The sequence below is a fragment of the Paenibacillus sp. FSL H3-0310 genome (assembly GCF_038002785.1).
GTDB classification, from domain to species: domain Bacteria; phylum Bacillota; class Bacilli; order Paenibacillales; family Paenibacillaceae; genus Paenibacillus_AQ; species Paenibacillus_AQ odorifer.
In genome coordinates, this window is record NZ_JBBODC010000001.1 from 2,142,277 (window position 1) to 2,162,916 (window position 20,640).

General features: G+C 42.8%; 17 protein-coding genes. All 17 read left to right on the forward strand.

The window, feature by feature from the left end; genetic code table 11:
* Positions 1-59: 59 nt before the first annotated feature.
* The 17 genes from MHH63_RS09670 to MHH63_RS09750 all read left to right on the forward strand — a co-directional run bounded on the left by MHH63_RS09670 (position 60) and on the right by MHH63_RS09750 (position 20,556).
* Positions 60-2,171: a glycoside hydrolase family 52 protein gene (locus MHH63_RS09670; RefSeq protein WP_341171438.1), complete on the forward strand. Its 2,112-nt coding sequence runs from the start codon at positions 60-62 to the stop codon at positions 2,169-2,171.
* A 184-nt stretch (positions 2,172-2,355) separates the two neighbouring features.
* Positions 2,356-3,210: an AraC family transcriptional regulator gene (locus MHH63_RS09675; protein ID WP_341171439.1), complete on the forward strand. Its 855-nt coding sequence runs from the start codon at positions 2,356-2,358 to the stop codon at positions 3,208-3,210.
* A gap of 138 nt (positions 3,211-3,348) precedes the next feature.
* The gene (locus MHH63_RS09680) at positions 3,349-4,236 is read left to right on the forward strand and encodes a DUF6923 family protein (RefSeq protein WP_076182490.1); all 888 of its coding nucleotides are present in this window, start codon (positions 3,349-3,351) and stop codon (positions 4,234-4,236) included.
* Positions 4,237-4,269: 33 nt separating this feature from the next.
* A complete protein-coding gene (locus MHH63_RS09685; RefSeq protein ID WP_341171440.1) occupies positions 4,270-5,646 on the forward strand; it encodes an ABC transporter substrate-binding protein in 1,377 nt (458 codons plus the stop codon).
* Between the two features lie 104 nt (positions 5,647-5,750).
* Positions 5,751-6,641: a carbohydrate ABC transporter permease gene (locus MHH63_RS09690; RefSeq protein WP_341171441.1), complete on the forward strand. Its 891-nt coding sequence runs from the start codon at positions 5,751-5,753 to the stop codon at positions 6,639-6,641.
* 84 nt (positions 6,642-6,725) lie between these two features.
* Entirely contained in the window at positions 6,726-7,562 is an 837-nt protein-coding gene (locus MHH63_RS09695) for a carbohydrate ABC transporter permease (RefSeq protein WP_076183151.1), read from the forward strand.
* Between the two features lie 12 nt (positions 7,563-7,574).
* Positions 7,575-8,435 carry a metallophosphoesterase family protein gene (locus tag MHH63_RS09700; protein WP_076217815.1) on the forward strand — a complete coding sequence of 287 codons (861 nt, stop codon included), beginning with the start codon at positions 7,575-7,577 and terminating at the stop codon, positions 8,433-8,435.
* Positions 8,432-9,634, forward strand: coding sequence for a Gfo/Idh/MocA family protein (locus MHH63_RS09705; RefSeq protein WP_341171442.1), 1,203 nt, complete (start codon positions 8,432-8,434; stop codon positions 9,632-9,634). The genes MHH63_RS09700 and MHH63_RS09705 overlap by 4 nt, the downstream gene beginning before the upstream one ends.
* A gap of 2 nt (positions 9,635-9,636) precedes the next feature.
* Positions 9,637-10,152: a GNAT family N-acetyltransferase gene (locus MHH63_RS09710; protein ID WP_076307744.1), complete on the forward strand. Its 516-nt coding sequence runs from the start codon at positions 9,637-9,639 to the stop codon at positions 10,150-10,152.
* 186 nt (positions 10,153-10,338) lie between these two features.
* The gene (locus tag MHH63_RS09715) at positions 10,339-11,376 is read left to right on the forward strand and encodes an ROK family transcriptional regulator (protein WP_076307745.1); all 1,038 of its coding nucleotides are present in this window, start codon (positions 10,339-10,341) and stop codon (positions 11,374-11,376) included.
* A gap of 10 nt (positions 11,377-11,386) precedes the next feature.
* Complete coding sequence (locus tag MHH63_RS09720) at positions 11,387-12,589, forward strand: MFS transporter (protein WP_076190985.1); 1,203 nt, start codon at positions 11,387-11,389, stop codon at positions 12,587-12,589.
* A gap of 65 nt (positions 12,590-12,654) precedes the next feature.
* Positions 12,655-13,746 (forward strand): glycosyltransferase, encoded by a 1,092-nt coding sequence (locus MHH63_RS09725; protein WP_341171443.1) that lies wholly within the window; start codon positions 12,655-12,657, stop codon positions 13,744-13,746.
* Positions 13,746-14,363 carry a glycerol-3-phosphate acyltransferase gene (locus MHH63_RS09730; protein ID WP_341171444.1) on the forward strand — a complete coding sequence of 206 codons (618 nt, stop codon included), beginning with the start codon at positions 13,746-13,748 and terminating at the stop codon, positions 14,361-14,363. Before MHH63_RS09725 ends, MHH63_RS09730 begins: the two co-directional genes overlap by 1 nt.
* A gap of 223 nt (positions 14,364-14,586) precedes the next feature.
* Positions 14,587-16,818 (forward strand): AraC family transcriptional regulator, encoded by a 2,232-nt coding sequence (locus tag MHH63_RS09735; protein ID WP_341171445.1) that lies wholly within the window; start codon positions 14,587-14,589, stop codon positions 16,816-16,818.
* 195 nt (positions 16,819-17,013) lie between these two features.
* On the forward strand, positions 17,014-17,988 hold the full coding sequence (locus tag MHH63_RS09740; RefSeq protein ID WP_076129849.1) for an ABC transporter permease: 975 nt from the start codon (positions 17,014-17,016) through the stop codon (positions 17,986-17,988).
* A gap of 30 nt (positions 17,989-18,018) precedes the next feature.
* A complete protein-coding gene (locus tag MHH63_RS09745) occupies positions 18,019-18,882 on the forward strand; it encodes a carbohydrate ABC transporter permease (protein ID WP_248548802.1) in 864 nt (287 codons plus the stop codon).
* Between the two features lie 87 nt (positions 18,883-18,969).
* Positions 18,970-20,556, forward strand: coding sequence for an extracellular solute-binding protein (locus MHH63_RS09750; protein ID WP_076182453.1), 1,587 nt, complete (start codon positions 18,970-18,972; stop codon positions 20,554-20,556).
* Positions 20,557-20,640: the final 84 nt, after the last annotated feature.

Here is a 20,640-nt window from a genome sequence, read left to right on the forward strand (position 1 = left end):
TAACATGGAGATATAGCCCGGAGGTATCCGGGACCATGCTGGAAGGAGTGTTATTATTTATGGCGCATAATCAATTTTTTAATGCCCATCATTCACCGATTGGTGCATTTGCGAGTTTCACTTTAGGATTCAAAGGAGCTAGTGGAGGTTTCGATCTGGAGATTGGAAAACCACCTAGACAAAATATATTCATAGGATTAGAACGTGCTGACGGGAAGGGATATGATACACTGCCATTTCATGAAATCGGGGGTGAGGACGAAAGCAAACGTTATGATATTGAGAATCCGGATCCTAATCCTGACAAGGAGAATATTCTGTTCCCTTTTCAAGAGAATGAGATTTCCAGAGATTTTCATGTAGCCACAGACAGCTGGAGTGCGGGTGATTTGACCTTCCGGATTCTGTCCCCCGTTCGTTCTGTACCGGATCCAGAAACTGCCTCTATAGAAGAAATGAAGGATGTGCTGCTGCCTGCTGTGCTGGTTGAACTCGAAGTGGACAACTCCTCATCCGCCACCTCGCGCCGTGCATTCTTTGGTTTTCAGGGAACAGATGTGTATAGCGGAATGAGAAGACTGGATGATGTATCATCGGAGATTACAGGCGTTGGCCAAGGAAGATTTATTGCGATTGCTGCGGAAAAAGGAACTGCAAAGTCCGCACTGCATTTCACGATGGAGGATATTCTAACGGAGGAGCTGCAGGAGAATTGGACCTTTGGACTGGGACGAGTCGGCGCTTTGATCATGGATGTTCCAGCCGGAGTAAAAGAAACTTACCGCTTTGCTATTTGTTTTCACCGTTCAGGTTATGTCACCTCAGGAATTGATGCTTCTTATTACTACAATCATTATTTCAACAATATAGAGGCAGTGGCTGAATATGCATTAGCTAGATTTGATATCCTTAAGCAAGAAGCGGAGCAAGCTAACGATAGATTTACTCATGATGACCTATCCGCAGATCAAACCTTTATGTTAGCGCATGCGATTCGTAGTTATTATGGCTCCACGCAATTGCTGGACTACAAGAATAAGCCATTTTGGATCGTCAACGAAGGCGAATACCGGATGATGAATACCTTTGATCTTACCGTCGATCAGTTATTTTATGAGCTGCGTTTGAATCCTTGGACTGTACGTAATGAACTAGATATGTTCGTGGAAAGATTCAGTTACGAAGATACGGTGCGTTTCCCGGGTGAGGATACAGAGTATCCAGGTGGAATTAGCTTCACACATGATATGGGTGTAGCCAACGTAGTTTCACGTCCGGGATATTCTGCTTATGAGGTCTATGGCATTGATGGTTGTTTCTCACATATGACACATGAACAATTGGTTAACTGGGTGCTGAGTGCAGCAACTTATGCAGAGCATACAGGCGACCGCGGCTGGATGGAACGTAATCTGAGTATTATGGAGAAATGCCTGGATAGCATGGTAAATCGCGATCATCCAGATCCTGAACAAAGAAATGGTGTCATGGGGCTTGATAGCTCACGTACGATGGGCGGAGCCGAAATTACTACGTATGACAGTCTGGATGTGTCTTTAGGTCAGGCTCGTAACAATATTTATCTGGCAGGAAAATGCTGGGCTGCTTACTTGGCTATGGAGAAAATATTTGCAGAGCATGGGCGTGCGGAACAGTCCAAAACAGCAGGGGATCAGGCTGAAAAATGCGCCGCAACAATGGTGGCAAGTGTTACAGCAGACGGGTATATTCCGGCTGTCATTGGAGAAGGCAATGACTCCAAGATCATTCCGGCTATCGAAGGCCTTGTCTTCCCTTACTTTACAGGCTGCAAAGAAGCTCTTGATCGTAATGGACGGTTCGCCGCCTATATTGGCGCACTCGACAAGCATCTGCATGCGGTGTTACAGCCGGGAGTATGCTTATTCGAAGACGGAGGCTGGAAAATCTCTTCAACCAGCAATAATAGCTGGCTCAGTAAAATCTATCTCTCCCAATTCATCGCCCGCAGCATTCTGGGACTGGAATGGGAGGAACGGGGAGCGGCAGCGGATCGTGCTCACGTAGCTTGGCTTACCCATCCGGAGCTTTCCATCTGGAGCTGGAGCGATCAGATTATTTCCGGTGAGATCACGGGCAGTAAATATTATCCGCGTGGCGTTACAGCGATTTTGTGGTTGGATGAGAAATAAGAGTAGATAGTTTCAATAAGTAGAAACGGAATATGCAAAAATACTAAGAGGGGGCTACCCCTCTTTTTTGCTGTTTCGAAGTATACACCTTTCGAATCTGAGAGGAAATTAATATAGCTTTTACAGCTCATTGACGCGGAGCGTATATAGGCTTGTTATATTGAGGGGAAAAGGGGGATGAAATATGAGAGAAATGGAAGAATCGTCCTTTACCACTACCCAGCCTGTTCTTGCAAGCGATACTTATGGTTGGGATAAGCTTCAGGTTTCACAATGGTATAGCCCGCAGCAAGCTTTCACCCCATCCTCGGAGTCAAAATATTTAATTGGGATTCACTGCACAGCCTACTACGAAAACTATTACACCATTCATATTACCCCTTGTAATGAGAGCCTTCTTTGTCCTTGGGGCAGAACCTCGCTCTATTTTTTGAAAATTGAAATTACACCAGCGGTCATCGAAGAGATTGCTCGTGAATCAGGTTATCTGAAGGAAGGCCATATCCAATTGGACCGCAAATTTCATGTCAAGGATTCCAAGCTGCTGCAATTAGGGCTTTGGATGCTGGAGGAATTGCAGAATGGCGGTGCCAAAGGGAAAATATACAGCGACTCTTTATCAAATATGTTAATTATTCATTTGTTACAACACTATTCTTCTGTGATCCCCCAGCACTCAAACAGTAAAACGCCCGCCAACCAAGAGATATTTCAGGTCATTCAATTTATGCGTGAGCGGTTGGAAGATGAGATTCAACTGACTGATCTCGCAACCATGGCTAATATGAGCCAATCACATTTTATTCGGATTTTTAGACAACAGACAGGATATACCCCCCATAACTATTTAATCCGGCTGCGAATCGAACGTTCTAAATTTCTTATTCGTTCCGGGAAAATTGGGTTGAAGGAAATTGCGTCTCAGGTGGGTTTCGCCGATCAAGGACATTTTACTAGATTGTTCAAACGAGAAACCGGCCTAACCCCAAAGCTGTATGCGAATCAAAGCGCCTCCAAGCCTAATCATATGGTTTATTAATTTTATTCTTGTAAATGAGAGTTTTATTCAAGGAATGAAGTGTTTTGTTCAATTAGAGAGCTGCAGCCAGCTCCTATAATAAGGTTGAAGTAAGGCGTACAAATGCCGAACTACAACCTTATTAGGAGGAGAGAAAACATGAGATTAAAAAGATTATTCAGTCTGATTTGCGCGGGGGTACTTACGACCAGTTCTTTATCTTTAGTAGCATCTGCCACACCTGTCGGACCGGATAACCTAGTAAACACCGTGGTAGAGTCCAGCGCAGAGTCAACTTCAGATTCAATGATCACTGCTGGATGGCATGAAGTATCCAAGCAAACCTTTTGGTTACTAGATGCTCTTGAAAGAGGACAAGGGGTGGCTACAGACGGGAATTCATGGATCTTTAATTCCTCGTATGGGCTCTTACGGACTGGACTTGATGGAAAATCCGTAAAAGCAAGGAATGAATTGGCTATTCCACTGGAGATTGCCTCTCAAGGTGGAGACCATATCGGTGATATTTCCTACTATAACGGTAAAATATACGCTCCTATTGAAGACGGTAAAAACTATCAGCATCCTTACATCGCCCTTTATGATGTGAACACTTTGAAATATACAGGCACATCCTATGCTTTGCCGCTGAATTTGCATATTGGCGGTGTACCATGGGTAGCGGTGGATGCCGCTCGCGGTCAGGTTTATACAGCTCAGTGGAGTAATGCAAGCGTCTTGAATGTCCTTAGCCTCGACGATATGCATGTAATCACAACCGTTCCACTTTCCCAAAGCATTGATCGAATTCAAGGTGCCGAAGTGTACAACGGTATTCTATATGCCTCTACGGATAACGCGACCCAAACGGTTTACCAGATTGATCCGGAGACTGGAAACGTATCTGTGGCCTTTGATCGCAATCTGCCTAGTGGTACAGAGGCTCAAGGAATTGCTGTATTGCCCACCGCTGATGGTGCCCAGCTTCATATTCTTGATGTAGGCTCAAATCGTATTAGTGTGAACTTTCGCCATTATGCATTCTAATTCAAATCCAAGCGAAAAAAGGGGCTAACAGAAATGCTAAAGCAATCCAAAACCATTCTAACGCTATTATCCATTTCCATGCTAGCAGTAGCGGGCTGCGGTCAAGCCAATAACAGTACAGTTGAAGCCAAAGCGAAAACTAATAACGCTCAGCCTACAGCAATCGCAGCAACTCCTGAATCCACAGAGACTCCAGCTACTAAGCCGGTGGAGATTACCTTTTATTATCCGGTTAATGTGGGGGGGCCTCTTACTAAAGTAATCGATGGGATGGCTAATGCATTCATGGAACAGCACCCGGAAATTAAGGTTAATCCCGTGTACACAGGCAATTACGGTGATAATACCGTAAAAATCCAAGCGGGTGTACAAGCCAAACAGCCACCGGATGTCGCGGTCATGATGTCAACAGAGCTGTACAGTATGCTCGATATGAATGCAATCATTCCGCTGGATGATTTTATTGCAAAGGACACGAATATTCAAATGGAAGACTTTTATCCCGCCTTTGTGGAAGATACTCAGTCTGAAGGTAAAACGTACAGCCTGCCCTTTCAGCGAAGCACGATTGTTATGTATTACAACAAAGAAATTTTCAAAGCCGCAGGACTTGATCCAGAGAAGCCACCCACTACATGGGATGAGCTTGTAACTTATGCTGAGAACCTGAACAAAGACGGTCACGTTGGGCTGGAAATTCCGGGCAATGATGATTCATATTGGATGTTTCAAATGCTTGCTCGGCAAAATGCTTCTGATCCGAAGCAAAACATAATGTCTTCTGATGGCAAAAAAGCGATGTTTGATACACCGGAGAATGTGGAGGCATTGCAGTTCTGGTTGGATTTGTCCCATAAATATAAGGCGATGCCGGAAGGTGTTATTGATTGGGCTACGGTTCCAACGGATTTCATTCAAGGTAAAGCAGCCATGATGATGCACACAAGTGGCAATTTAACCAATGTAAAAAATAATGCGAAATTCGAATTCGGTGTAGCGTTCCCACCTGCACAAAAACAATTTGGATCACCCACTGGTGGCGGCAATCTGTATATTTTCAAGGACAGCTCTCCTGAAAAACAAGCTGCAGCTTGGGAATTCGCCAAATACATGACGGCTTCGGAACAGGCGGCCCTCTTCAGCAGCTCATCCGGTTATGTTGGCGTAAGAAAATCCGCTTATGATACAGATGCAATGAAGAAATATACGGCGGATTTCCCGCAAGCATTGGTTGCAAGAGACCAGCTGGAATATGCGTTCCGGGAATTATCCACTCATAATCATGGTAAAGTATCGACGGCAATAACGAATCAGATTCAAGCGGCATTGGCAGGAGAGATTGATGCCGCAGGTGCGCTCAAAAAAGCGCAAGCAGAAGCAGATCAGGCACTAGCTCCCTTCAATAAGTAATTATTAAGGTATGGGGTACGCCAGGACAGCCTTGGTAGCATGTTCTGGCGTCATTCCATTATTCAATAATCATAGAAACCTTTAACAGGGAAGGATTGAATGGTATGAATGCCGGATGGAGTGAGAGGCTTAGACGAAACGGATTCGGCTGGGGACTTGTGTTGCCGTCGCTGCTTTTTCTTTGCTTGTTTACTTATTACCCTATGTTTAAATCTCTTTGGCTCAGCTTTTATGAGAAAAACTTAGCAACTCCTGAGCCTTTGTTCGTAGGATTTGAGAATTACGCTAATCTATTGCATGACCATGTTTTTTTGAAGGTGTTCAGTAACAATATATGGTTCGCTCTTGGCACAGTACCAACCTCAATAGTTTTGGCTTTCTTGATGGCACTGTTTGCCGACAAAGCGATAAAAGGGCGGGGACTGGCACGTCTTTCCTTTTTCTATCCGAATATGATCCCAATGATCGCGGTGGCGAACATTTGGTTGTTTCTGTATACCCCTCATTTTGGTCTTTTCGCCAGATTGGCTTCTTGGATAGCGGATCAGCCTATGAATTTGCTGGGAACTCCTGATACAGTGATGGGCGCATTAGTCATCATGATGATTTGGAAAGAAGCCGGATATTTTATGATTTTTTATTTAGCAGGAATGCAGCAGATTCCTAAGGATTTATATGAAGCGGCTGCAGTAAACGGAGTCAGTACGTTCACTTCCATTCGTAGAATCACAATTCCACTCACGATGCCAACAACATTGTTCGTGGCTGTTGTGGCGATAACGAATTCCTTTAAGCTGGTTGACCATCTCTGGATTATGACAAAAGGCGGCCCGAACAATGCAAGCAACCTGCTGCTTTATTATATCTACGAGTCCACTTTTAATTTCTACGATCAAGGAATGGCCGCATCGATGACGGTGGTCATGATCGTGTTGCTGCTCCTGATTTCCTCTTTGCAGTTTTTTGGCTGGGATCGGAAAATCCATTATGAATAGGAGGTGGATTCCATGGAGGATAATCCATTAAAGCTGCCCTTAGTATTAAGGCAGAATACACGTAAAGCTTTAGAAGAGGAGCGTATGTTGAACTCAGAAAGAACGAAGCGCCGAATCCAGCAGATACTATGGCATGCGGTTGGATTTACTTTTGCCGCGGTCTGGATCATTCCCTTCCTATGGGTGGTCAGAACGGCTTTTTTACCTAAAGACGTCGCTATCGATTCGGGCTGGTCTTGGGGCTTTACGTTCGAGAATTTGATTCATGTCTGGAATGGAGCGCCTTTTGGACGATTTTTAATGAATACATTGCTGGTGTGCGGTGTTGTGCTAGCTGTGCAACTCGTTACGATGACAATGGCTGCTTATGCGTTCGCACGAGTACGTTTCTTTGGAAAAGAGCTGCTATTCCTGTTATTTTTAGTGCAAATTATGGTGCCGCCAGATGTTCTTATCTTTTCCAACTATCAGGTGTTGAACGAAATGGGTCTGCTGGATACCAAGCTGGGGATTATGCTGCCTTACTTTGCCTCCTCCTTTGGAGTGTTTCTCTTAAGACAATCCTTTAAGCAATTACCCTATGAGCTCGATGAAGCTGCCCGGGTGGAAGGCGCCTCACGGCTGCGTATTCTTTCCAGAATCTATGTTCCACTGTCACGCCCGATTTATGTGTCCTTTGCCATCGTGTCGGTCAGCTTTCATTGGAATGATTTCTTGTGGCCGTTAATTGTAACCAATTCAGAGGAAAATCGCTTGTTAACTGTAGGATTGGCGATGTTCGCAAAAGCCACGGAATCAGGCGCACAGTGGTCTGATGTCTGCGCGGCTACGCTGATTGTCTCGGCACCCTTAATGATTGGATTTTTATTGTTCCAACGGCAAGTGATAGGTAGTTTTATGAGCTCTGGCATTAAAGGTTAGGAGGAGGCATTTATGAGGCTGGCGATTATCGGAGACTTACATTATCCGGACGAATTGTTAAACAACAAGGTTTTGATTAAAGAGGCACGAGATGCTTTTTACGAGCAATTTATGAATCTATTTTTGTCCATCCCAGCCGATTATCATATTTCTGTGGGAGATATGGTGCATGCAGGAGAATTTAGCGAATTTAATTATATCATGGGTAAGATTAAGGACAGCAAGCATTCCAGGCGTTTTCTACATGTTCTTGGCAATCATGATACGTACACTTATCCTAAGCAAGAAATCCTTTCCGTCACCCGGCAGCAGCGATACAGTGTGATTGAAGAGACCCATGCGATCATTATATTGCTGGATACCGCACGGGAAAATCGTGACGATTGGAGCGGAACGCTTGATGATGAACAGTTAGCCTGGCTCGAAGCACAAATGAAGCGGACTACAGATAAGCCACTATTCGTCTTTGGCCATCATCCCTTGTATAATACGACGGCTAGATCAACTGAGCCAATGATGTCACTGGATCCCAGCTTGGATATTTGGCCGATATTGAAGCAATGGCAAGGTGTGGGTTTCTATTTCAACGGGCATAATCATGTGCATTCTATCGTTAGACAAGAAAACTGGCATTTCATTCAAACGGCCTCCATTCTGGATATTCCTGCTGCTCGAATTCTCACTGTGCTTGAAGATGAGATCCGGTTAGAGATGGTGAGTCTGGCGAGCGAGCAATTAAGTAAATGGTCTTCATTATTTACCCTCAGCATTTTTGATTATGAAAAATATCCGCAGGCTGAAGGGGAGGCGGGAGATCAGGAACTAATCATCAATCGACTTCAAAGGGACAGAAAGCAGGTGGACCAGCAATGAATCGCCAGCCAGTAAGATTAGCCATAGTAGGCGGGAATCGCGGGGCCAGTTTTATGAATGCACTATACTCTCTATCGGATCGGATACATCTGACCGCTACTTGTGACTTGAATGAGTGGGTTCTTAATCAATGGAAAGAGAAATTTCCGGACATCCGAACCTATCGGGATTATCATGAAATGTTAAAAGATTCGGCGATAGATGCAGTGTTTATCTTAAGCCCCATGCATTTGCATGCCAGACAATCTATTGATGCTTTAAAAGCGGGTAAGCATGTCCTAAGCGAAGTGATTTCGATCCAATCTTTAGAGGAAGCTTGGGAGCTTATCGAAACGGTTGAACAAACTGGACTTAAATATATGATGTCTGAAAATTACTGCTTCTCGCGCTCCAATCTGACGATTAAACATATGGCGGATCAAGGCATGTTCGGTGAAATTACTTATCTGGAAGGCGGATATATCCATGATTTGCGTCACTTGACTCATCATCCGGATGGATCTCTGACTTGGCGGGGGCAATTACATCAGCATTATAACGGGATCAATTATCCGACGCATTCTATAGGTCCAGTTGCCCAATGGATTAATCTCAATAAGCCTGATGGAGATCGATTAAAAAGCATCTCGACTTTTGTTTCTAAATCAAGATCCTTACAATATTATTTTGGAGAGCATTATGGAAAAGATCATCCGGCAGCGCGTGAAGGTTTCTGGCGGCAAGGCGACAGTGCGGTTGCGGTCATCCAAACGGAAAAGGGTGTACTGATTGAGCTGCGTGTAGATTGGAGCTCTGTACGACCTCATAATAAAACTCATTATTTGCTGCAAGGAACTGAAGGGGCGTATATTACGGGCCGCCATCAGCAAGAGGAAGATTTGATCTGGTTCAGGAATCTTTCACCCAAAAATATAGAGGATGGAGAGGAATTGTGGGAGCCGTTAAGCAGCTATCAGCCACTTTATGATCATCCAACATGGAAAAAATGGGGCGAATACGCTGCTGGGACGAAACATGGCGGAGGTGATTTTATGGTGCTTGAGGAATTCATTTCCGCGATTCAGGAGGATCGAACCCCTTCGGTGGACGTATATGATGCCGTTACTTGGAGCTCTGTGTTTACATTATCTATGGAATCTGTAGAGATGGGTGGGAAAGTTATAGCTTTTCCTGATTTTAGATCGAAGGTGAGAATTTGACGGTGGAACAGGCGCTTTCCAAACTTGTAATGAAAAAAGAAATGCTGTCCGACTTGCCTGCTTTTCATTGCCCCGCTGGGTATCGGCTTACGTCTTTCCAGCCGGAGGACGAGCGAAATTGGGAGGATCTTATCCGTCATTCTTTTACGAGAGAAGTTAAATTCGTAGATAAAATCAGTGATCATGTACCCTTGTATTCGGATCGCTTGTTGTTCATTTGCCGCGGGGATCAGCCTGTAGCGACAGCTACGGCCTGGGAATTAGGCAGTGGAGACCCTAAGAGTTGGTACTTGCATATGGTTGGAGTGCTTCCGGAATATTCTGGCAAAGGCCTCGGTTATGCTGTAAGTCTTGCTGTTTTGTACAAAATAAGAGAATCAGGTGGAGCGGCAGCCTCTTTAGAAACCGATGATTTCAGATTGCCCGCCATCCGTATTTATTTGAAATTAGGATTTCAGCCGGTGTACTTAGACGATAGTCATCCTGGAAGGTGGGAACGAATCCTGCAAAGGCTTTGATTTTGATAATGATTAATGCTAGGGATTAGGGGGGCTATACGCCTCCTTATTTCATTCTGGCACCTACGGAAGAAACTTGATTCAAGAATTAACTTGTCGGTAGGTTTAATTGCTGCTATAGTCATACTGACTTATTAAACGCGTTTAATAAGTCAGTATGACTATAGGTGGGAGGGTGGGAGAGCCATGGCGAGTGAGAAACGACTTCCTTCACAGCAAATGAAATCTGAAATTATCCGAAATATTCGAACAGCATTATTAGAACTAGGAAAAGCAACGAAGGCAGAGTTAAGCCATAAATTGCAATACAGTTTCCCAACGATAAGTAAATTTCTAATGCAGATGGAAGAGGCAGGGGAAATAACGGTCAGCGGTCTGGATGAGTCAAGTGGGGGAAGAAGGGCAATAAGATACACCTATAATCCGAATTATCGGTTAGGGATGGCTATTTTTTTGGAAAAAAATGAAACCAATTATACCATCTATAATTGCATTGGGGAGGTAATCAAAGAAGAGAGTTTGCCCAGTATTCTTGAGGAAGATGTTAGTAAACTGGTCATGCTTATTGAAAATGAAAAAAAGGCCAATCCTAAAATCCATTCTGTGGCTATTGGAGTTCCAGGTGCGGTGAATCATGGGCAGATTTTTCTGATTCCGGGTTATGAGAAATATCAGAATTTAGATTTGAAAAGACACATAGAAGATCAACTATCTATTCCGACAATCGTGGAAAATGATATGAATGCCGCTGTAATTGGCTATATGACGCAACAAAATTTGAAAGAGAATATATCTCTAATGTATCTGTATTTAGGGAAAAATGGTCCGGGGGCTGGGATCGCGGTCAATGGTGAAATCGTGCGAGGAAAGACGTTTTTTTCAGGAGAAGTTCAATTTTTGCCACAGTATGATCATAAAAATTTCATAGAGGCATTAACTGGAGATCCTGGTGGATCAAATATGCAATCGAATCATAGTGTGGATGCGATTAGTCGATTAGTGGCTACTATGACTTCTATTTTGAATCCGCATTATATTATTTTTTGTGAGGATGAATTAGCTCCAGCCATGCTTAATCAAATCTATGAACGGAGTGCAACATACGTTCCGAAGGAGCATCTTCCAGCGATAGCGGTAAGTAACTTGAAACGTGATTATCTGAATGGATTACAAAGTCTTGGATTAGGCTTATTAGTTTCACAACAAATAGATGAGAACAATTAAGGAGATAACTATGGCAACTTTTTTTCTTATTATTATTTATTTAGCATTTATTAGTTTAGGCTTGCCGGATTCATTGCTTGGCTCCGCTTGGCCAGTGATGAGAATGGACTTAAATGCTTCATTAGGTACTGCTGGAATTCTTTCGATGGTTATTGCAGTAGGGACAATTGTGTCCAGTTTAATGAGTGGTGTTATCCTTAAACGTTTTGGTACAGGGAAAGTGACTCTTATTAGCTGTATCATGACTGCTGTAGCGTTGCTTGGTTTTGCAGGGTCACCTTCGTTAGTCTGGTTAATTATTGCTGCAATTCCACTTGGTTTAGGTGCGGGATCTGTAGATGCCGGATTAAATAGTTATGTGGCTACGCATTATAAAGCCCATCATATGAGTTGGTTACACTGTTTCTGGGGAGTGGGCGCCACGCTGGGTCCTATTATTATGGGCTCTTTTATCTCTGGAGAAGGTCTATGGCGGCAAGGTTATCTTACGGTTGCTTACATACAATTGAGCTTAGTCATTATTTTATTCGTTACACTGCCTTTATGGGATAGAGTGGCTGGGAGCAATAACCACCCGAATGCTGAAAGTGATCCTGAGTTCAATCATCCGGAGCTAGAGTATGCCGCAGAGAACACAAAACCATGGAAATTAAGAGGGGTAAAGCTAGCAATGTTAACCTTTTTATTTTATTCTGCCATCGAAACGAGTATGGGCTTATGGGGGAGCAGCTTTCTTGTAAACATTAAAGACATTCCTGCATCAACTGCAGCGACATGGGTATCATTTTTTTATCTAGGGATTACCTTTGGTAGAATGGTGACGGGTTTCATTACTTTTAAAATGAGTAATAAACAGCTAATTCGATATGGCCAGCTCATTGCTTTAATCGGTACGGTGCTGTTAGTATTGCCGCTTCCAACTATAGTTTCACTTGTAGGATTTATGATTATAGGTTTAGGGTTAGCCCCTATTTTTCCGTGTATGCTACATGAAACCCCTGTACGATTCGGGAAGAAACATGCTCAGTCGATTATGGGCTTTCAGATGGCAACAGCTTATACCGGCACCACGCTGATGCCGCCTTTTATCGGCTTATTAGCTTCGAAATTCACGCTGGGTATTTTTCCTGCGATGATCGTTTTTTTCGCCATCGTTATGCTGTTGTGTACAGAAAAGCTTAATCAATACTCAGCAAAAGTAAATGTCGGTTAAATTTGAATTGAATATATTACGGACTAACCCTTCATATATATAGCTATAGGAGGGGGGAGCTGTAAATGTGGTTGTTAATTATTATAGGTGTTGGATGTCTCTCCGGTTTTATATTGTTTAGAAAGAATATATTGGCCGCCGATCACGAACATTTTCAAGGACCGGAGAAATTGTCCATCATTATCCCCGCAAGAAATGAAGAATACAATTTGCGTTTTCTGCTCGACTCACTCCAGCTCCAAACCATTACCCCCTATGAAATTATTGTTGTGGATGATTTCTCGGAGGATCGGACCAAGGGAATTGCCGAAAGCTATGGAGTTAAGGTTATTGCCAACAGCAGTCTCCCTGAGGGATGGACGGGCAAGAGCTGGGCAATCTGGAATGGGTATTTACAAGCCTCGGGCGATATTTTTGCTTTTCTGGATGCAGATATCCGGTTAAAGCCTAACGCTCTGGCCTCATTATTAAAAGCAAGGGAGCTATCGAAAGGTGTCATTTCGGTAGTTCCTTTTCATCATACAGAAAAGCTGTTTGAGAAACTTGCCTTAATCATGAATATGCTGGGGATCTTCACATTCACCTCTGTTTTTGAAAAGAATAACGCTAAAAAAGGATTATACGGTTCGTGTATTCTAGCTTTAAGGCAGGATTATGAAAAAGTTAATGGCCATCAAAGCATTAGATCTGAAGTGCTGGATGATTTGTCTTTAGGAGAGAAGTTTATCGCTGCAGGTGTTCCCATTAGAAATTTTATCGGTTATGGCTTAGTATCTTTTCGTATGTATCCGAAGGGGATAAAAAGTGAGATTGAAGGCTTCAGTAAAGGGGCTGTCTTAAGCACCTCAACGATAAGCCCGCGGACAATTATTCCAATCGCGCTTTGGGTGATCGGACTCATCATCTCAGAAACTGTGTTTATTTTTGCGAATACTACATGGTTTATGCCTTTATTGATCGGTTATCTCCTTTATATGTTCCAGCTCTTTTATTTTATAAAATATGTAGGTGTATTTGGCATCGTTATTCCTGTATTTCACGTGGTGGCAACTGTTTTCTTTATCTTGATCATGCTGTATTCGATTTATCAGGTTGTTTTTCTGAGGCATGTAAGCTGGAAAGGAAGGCAGATCCAGGTGGGAGGCCCTAGGGACTAATGATCATATTGTGGGTCGCGGGTTTATTTTTGTCGGGATCTCTTATGTTTTCCTATTGGCTTGGTCTTGCGCGTAAAAAGAACTTGAAAGACATTGGCGACGGTAATCCGGGGGCTTTGAATCTATGGAAGTCATCTGGCTATAAATTCGGAATTTTTGGGGTGTTGTTGGATTTTTTAAAAGGATATTTGCCTCTTTTATGGGTAATGGAAAGTCATTATAGTCAGGGTTATTTCATTATTCCGCTAGCCTTAGCTTCTATTGCCGGTCATGCCTTCTCTCCATTTCTTAAAGGAAAAGGAGGGAAGGCGATCGCCGTAACCTTTGGGGTATGGAGCGCGTTGACAGGATTCAAGGCCTCTTTAGCATTAGCAGTTATCCTGGCAGTGTTGAAAGTGCTCGGCAGCGGGTACAAAAGCAGAGGGAATTCACCTGTCTCGGATGGTGTGCAAGTGGTTAGCGGAATGCTGCTCCTTTTTGTTTATTTGTGCATCAGTAAGTGGTCTGCTCCTATCCTGTGGGTATGGTTTGGGAGCTTTGTGATCCTTATGTATACGCACAGGTTAGAATGGATTGCATGGGTGAAGGAATATTCAAAAAGGGAGCGGGGGCATTGAAGTTACTTTCTTTGTCGCGATAGATGTTTTGTATAGGTTAATAAACAGGTTTCCAGCGATTAATTTCGGGGAAGCCTGTTTTTTTCGGTTTTATAAGATGCGTTATCTTTAAACAGAAGATTTTATAATGGCTAAAGTTGGTGCATTTTAGTATCTTTAATTATAAATGCTTTCAATTTAGAAAGTTACAGAGATAGGGTTATGAACTAAAGGGGGGCTTGTGATGAAGATCGGCGGCAGATTAAGAAATGGAGGCACATGGTTTACCCATCTGATTTTTTCATTCACATTATTAGCCGTTGTTTTAATCGGACTTGTGGGCAGTTATCTGTATGTTCAGGCTAATCGCTTAATGGTGGATGAGATTGCCAGAGACAGTAAGCAACGACTGATGACTTCAAGTGATTTTGTGGAGAATACGCTGCTGCAAAAATACGAAAACAGTATCCGCAACCGTGCAGTGTCTACCTTGTCGTTAGAGAATCAATCTATGCTGAATTATTTACTGGATAGTGAATGGGAAGGCAATACGAGCAGAATATTAGCTTTTCGCAAGGATCTCGAAATTTTCAAGCTTACTAATGAAGGCGTTTACAAAATATCCACATACTTCGAGAAAGGAAATTATATCATCGATAACAGCCAATTTTATTCGAAGCTGGACAATTCTCCAGATGCTTTCTTCTTGAAAACTTCAGTGACACCAGCCTTAAACCGCTGGACATATAGAACGTTATCGGATGAAGAAGAGGTGTTGACTTACGCAATCGCCCTTCCCTATGGTGCTTTATCAAAAACATCAACCGGCACCATGTACATTGACGTTAGCTTAGAATACATCAATAAAATGATTTCCAGCACGATGAGCTCGCCGATGGAAAAGCTATATGCTTTTGATGAAAAGGGCAGCCCTATTATCCATACGGGCTCGAACGTCGAAGAGGGGCTTAAGACTGCTAAGCAATGGATGGAGTCAGCAGGGGATAATAAGGAAATTCATTATAATAAACGCGACAAATATGTGTTGTCTTTTAAAAATGACCAAACCTCGAATAATCAATGGAAATACGTATTAATACGGCCTATGAATTCATTTGTATCCTCATCAAAGCAGCTGAAGAGCCAAATATTTGTCAGCTGTATCCTGGTATTGTTAATTGGGCTTCTATTCGCTTATTTGATTTCCAAACGTGTATATGTTCCGATGAAGAAGCTTGTTAACAATGTTCGCAGCTTTTATCATCCAGGCACCGTAAACTATTCGCAAAATGAATTCGCTATTATTGGTAGTACAATCTCAAAGCTAGGTCAAAAAATCGAAACCTTAGAATCTAAAGCTAAAGTGAATGAACTAAAAAATCTGGTATTAGGTGCAGGCGTTGGCTCGGATTACTACGATTATTTACCTTTGCAATGTCATTACATGACTAGCTATATTCGTATAACTAAGGGAGATTGCGAGGAATTCAGGGCTTTTTATGAACAGCATGCTGCCTATAGCTTTTATAAATTTATCAGCTTAAATACCCAGGAAGCGGCGCTTATCTATTTCAGTGAGTTGAATAAGGATCACGAAGAGCTGGAGCTTTTATTATTGAAGGAACTGGAGCTTATAAAAAATGTGTTGCCTGAGCAACTACACTTTGGAGCAGCGCTTGGATCGAAGGTTCAGGCACCTGAAGAAATCCCCTTTTCGTATCAAAATGCCTTACATGCCTATCGATATCGGTTTATCTATGGTTCGGAAGCTATTGCGCGGTATTCACATATCCCGCTTAACGATGGTACACCACACTTATTCTCTTTTGATCTTTATAAAAACGCCTTAAAGGCGGGCAATGACGTTACGATGAACAGGTTTATGGACGATTTCCAAAGGGTCATGGAGAAAGGTGATGTCCAATTGGAGACGGTTGAGTTAGGCCTGCTTCAGTTGGTTACGGTCCTGTATCAGACCATTATTGAGCTTGATCTGCAACAAATCGTTTCGCCTTCCAGTCTGTTCGATGAGTTCAAAAAGGAGACGTTGGCCGAAACCCTTGATTCCATTCGTGATTTATCGGCACAAATTACAGCTTATATTCAAGAGTCAGGAAACCACGCACATACAGAGATCATTCATAAATTAAAAATCTTTATCGATGATAATATTCAAGAGGATTTATCGCTAAATAAATTATCTGAGGTTGCTTCGTTGGCGCCATCGTATATTTCTACCTTGTTCGGAACCGTTATGAATGAATCGTTCACTGAATATGTAACCCGAGTGCGGTTGGAGAAGGCGGCTGATTTATTAAGAGAAAAAAAGCAGCTGTCCGTGGCTGAGATTTCTGCTCAGGTGGGTTATCGTAACCCGCAATATTTTCACAACAAATTCAAAACACGTTACGGAGTTACACCGGTCCAGTATAGGAACGCAGGCAATGCAAACCATTCGAACCATTCAAGTGCATAATTCTCCAATCCATGTGGAAAAGGCAATCGTCTCGCGATTGTCTTTTCTTTTGTTCGAAAAATTATAGCCCCAATACGAAGATAATTTACTGATTTTAATGAATTTACAATAGAAAAAGCGCTTACAATGCCCTAACGTAAGGGGTGTTCAGACACAGTCTTAACGCAAAATCGTATTCGGAAGGAGAAAACAACTATGAACCCGGCAAGCACTGCTGGCATTCAAAAACAGGGAGAGAATCTTAAGCCGAAAGTCTCGAGGTGGACACATACTTGGCGCCAATACAAAAAAAACAAATATTTATTCTTATTACTAGCTCCCGTGATCATCTGGTATACCGTATTTGCTTATGGCCCGATGTATGGCATTCAACTGGCCTTTAAAGATTATTTTATTCGTGATGGAATTTGGGGAAGTCCTTGGGTCGGTTTAAAGCATTTCGAATACTTGTTCACAGCTTCACCCGACTTTTGGAAAATCATTAAGAACACGCTTATTATCAGTTTTTACCATATTATTTTTGGTTTTCCTGCACCGATCATATTGGCTCTGTTATTTAACGAACTTAGGTTTTCCTTCTTCAAGAAGGTTGCACAGACGATATCCTATTTACCCCATTTCTTATCCTGGATCGTTATAGGGGGGATATTGATCACTTTGTTATCTCCGAATTCCGGTGTGGTCAATTATATTATTCAGTGGCTCGGCTTTGATCCCATTTACTTTTTAGGCAGCGAGAAATATTTCCGCTTTACGCTCGTTATGTCAGGAATATGGAAGGAAATCGGCTGGGGAACGATTATATACTTAGCTGCATTAGCAAGCATCGATTCCCAAATGTACGAAGCTGCAGTTCTGGACGGAGCCAATCGCTGGAAACAAACGTTATTTATCACCATTCCTTCGATCCTGCCGGTGATTGCTATTCTGCTTATTCTTCGGGTAGGGAGTGTGCTGGATGCTGGCTTCGATCAAGTCTTAACACTTTATTCACCAGCTGTATATGGGGTGGCGGATACGTTAGATACTTATGTGTACCGGATAGGTCTGCAAAACTTTCAGTTCAGTCTAACGACGGCTGTTGGATTATTTAAAAATGTGGTGGGTCTTATCCTGGTGTTATTTGCTAACTTCATAACGAAAAAAATGGGGCAGGAAGGTCTTTATTAATGAATGTATGTAAGGAAGGAGTAACTACAATTGAAGCTATCCACTGGTGAAAAAGTATTCCAAGTCTTTCTAATCCTATTTGTAATCGTTCTTTGTATTACGATGATTTATCCCTTCTTGCATGTGCTCTCTATATCGTTTAGCACCCCTGCGGAAGCACTACGGCCGGGAATTCATTTCTATCCCAAAGAAGTTTCCTTCTTTGCTTGGAAGCGTGTACTGACAACAGATACGGTCTGGCAAACGATGGGGAATACGGTTTTCCGCACAGTTGTAGGAACAGTTCTGACACTCGTGTTTCTGTCACTGGGAGCATATCCGCTATCTCGTAAATATTTGCCGCACCGGGGATTTTATACAATGTTCATTGTCGTAACGATGTTTTTTGGCGGCGGGCTTATCCCTACCTATCTGCTAATCAAAAGTCTGGGACTTATAAATTCGTTATGGGTTTATATTGTCCCCGGCCTGCTCAGCACGTTTAATCTTCTGCTCCTGCGAAATTTCTTTATGGGTATACCGGAGGAACTGGAGGATTCAGCTAAAATAGATGGGGCTAATGATATGCGGATCTTATTTACGATTGTTATTCCACTGTCGAAGCCTGTTCTAGCAACGTTAGCCCTATGGACTGCAGTAGGGCACTGGAACGCTTGGTTTGATGCAATGTTATATATGCAGGATCAATCAAAGATTGTACTGCAGCTCTTCTTAAGACGGCTAGTTATTTCGGCCGAAGGAGATCCGATGTTACCACTTCCTACCAATGAGCAGGCTCCTGAAATGGTCAAAGCGGCGATTATTATGTTTACAGCGCTACCTATATTAATGATTTATCCATTCCTGCAACGTTTCTTCGTCAAAGGAATTATGGTTGGATCACTTAAGGGTTAGGAGGCTCAGAACGGTTTAAACAGTCCGCTATATCCGCGGGCTGTCTAAATATATAGATGAACTAGAAAAGGGAGGAAATAAAAGAATATGAGGCATACATCCAAGAAATGGTTGGAAATTGCTGCGATAGCCCTATCGGCTTCACTTGTCATGAGCGGTTGCGGCGGGAATGTGGCGAATAATAACACTAACGAAACGAAGCCGACGAACCAAGGTCAAGGGGGAACATCAGCAGCTGAAGCTCCGATTGAAATTATTTGGGCGAACAACTTTAATACGCCAGAAGAAGACGGTAACTATGTGCAAACCGAGCTCGAGAAGAAATTTAATGTAAAAATCAAAAATATTAAATTGGAACGTGGAACTTGGAAAGAACAATTTTCGGTGCTTCTTGCTTCTGGAGATATTCCTGATATCTTCCCGGTCGATGCAAATGAAACGGATATGGTGCAATGGGCAGATCAAGGGATTATTGCGACGATTGATAAGGCTGAAATTGAATCCCTGATGCCGAAATATGCAGCAGCATTGGATTCGGTTGATTCCGGGGCATGGGGCGTAGGCTTATACAACGAAAAAAACTGGGGGATCCCGAAAATTTGGCCAGGTGGTCTTGATGGATTTATTCCGGGCTATAATGAAGCCTGGCTGAAAAATATTGGCTACTCAGAACCACCCAAGACATTGGAAGAGCTTGAGGATGTACTCACCAAATTTGTTAATGAAGATCCGGACAAAAATGGGAAGAAGGATACTTACGGTTTAATCGGCCGCGGCAAGCTTCCAGAGCAATTGTTCACAAGTGTCTTCTCAGCATTTGCTGTTTCCCCTTATCAGTTCAAAAAGGATGCTTCCGGGAACGTAGTTTATGGAGGCATTACAGAAGAGACGCGATCAGCATTGGCGTTATTGAGCAAATGGTACAAAGCAGGTCTGATTGATCCTGAATTCATAACTAGTGATAATAACGAAATCAATATTAAATTTGCTGATCAAAAAGTGGGTATGGTTGATAACGGGAAGTGGGGCAATTTTTATAAAGAATCTGGGTTTGTCGCAAAACCTGGTCTAGAGAAAGGTCAAATATTCGTGCCTGGCAAGCCGTTTACAGCTCCAGATGGCGTTGCTTATTCTTTCGCGTATGGTGCAAGACAGGCACCGGTATTGTTCGGTGTTCAACTCGAAAAGGATGAGAAGAAACGTCATAAGATTATGGAAATTCTCGAATATGTGTCTACGGATTCCGAAGGTTTTCTGCTGACAGGTTTCGGTCAATTGGGTGTGAGCTATGATATGGAAGGGGACCTTGCCATTCCAAAAGCGGATGAAGAGGTTAGTGCTCCGAAGATGGGAGCGGGCAATTTCTATAATCCACTTAGCTCCACAGACACTTCAATGGAAAAACATACGGTAAAACAAGAATTGCTAGATTTGAGAGACAAGATCACTCCAGGTGTTACACCATTGCTAGATGTACTGGGACCAGCGGTATTAACAAGCAAACCCAAGTATTGGGGCAATCTGAAGACGTTGCAAGATACGTTTGTTATCAAAGCAATTACAGGAGAAGCGAACACGGGTAAAGATTTTGATAATTTCAAGGATAGCTGGCTAAAGGCCGGAGGTCAGGAAGTAACGGATGAGGTAAATAAAGTGCTGGCAGATCGTAAATAGCAGCGTTCGCTGATTAGTACTGGATGATAGGCTGGAGCAAAAGCTTGCTCCAGCCTATTTATTAAACCCTTAAGTGAGTTGATT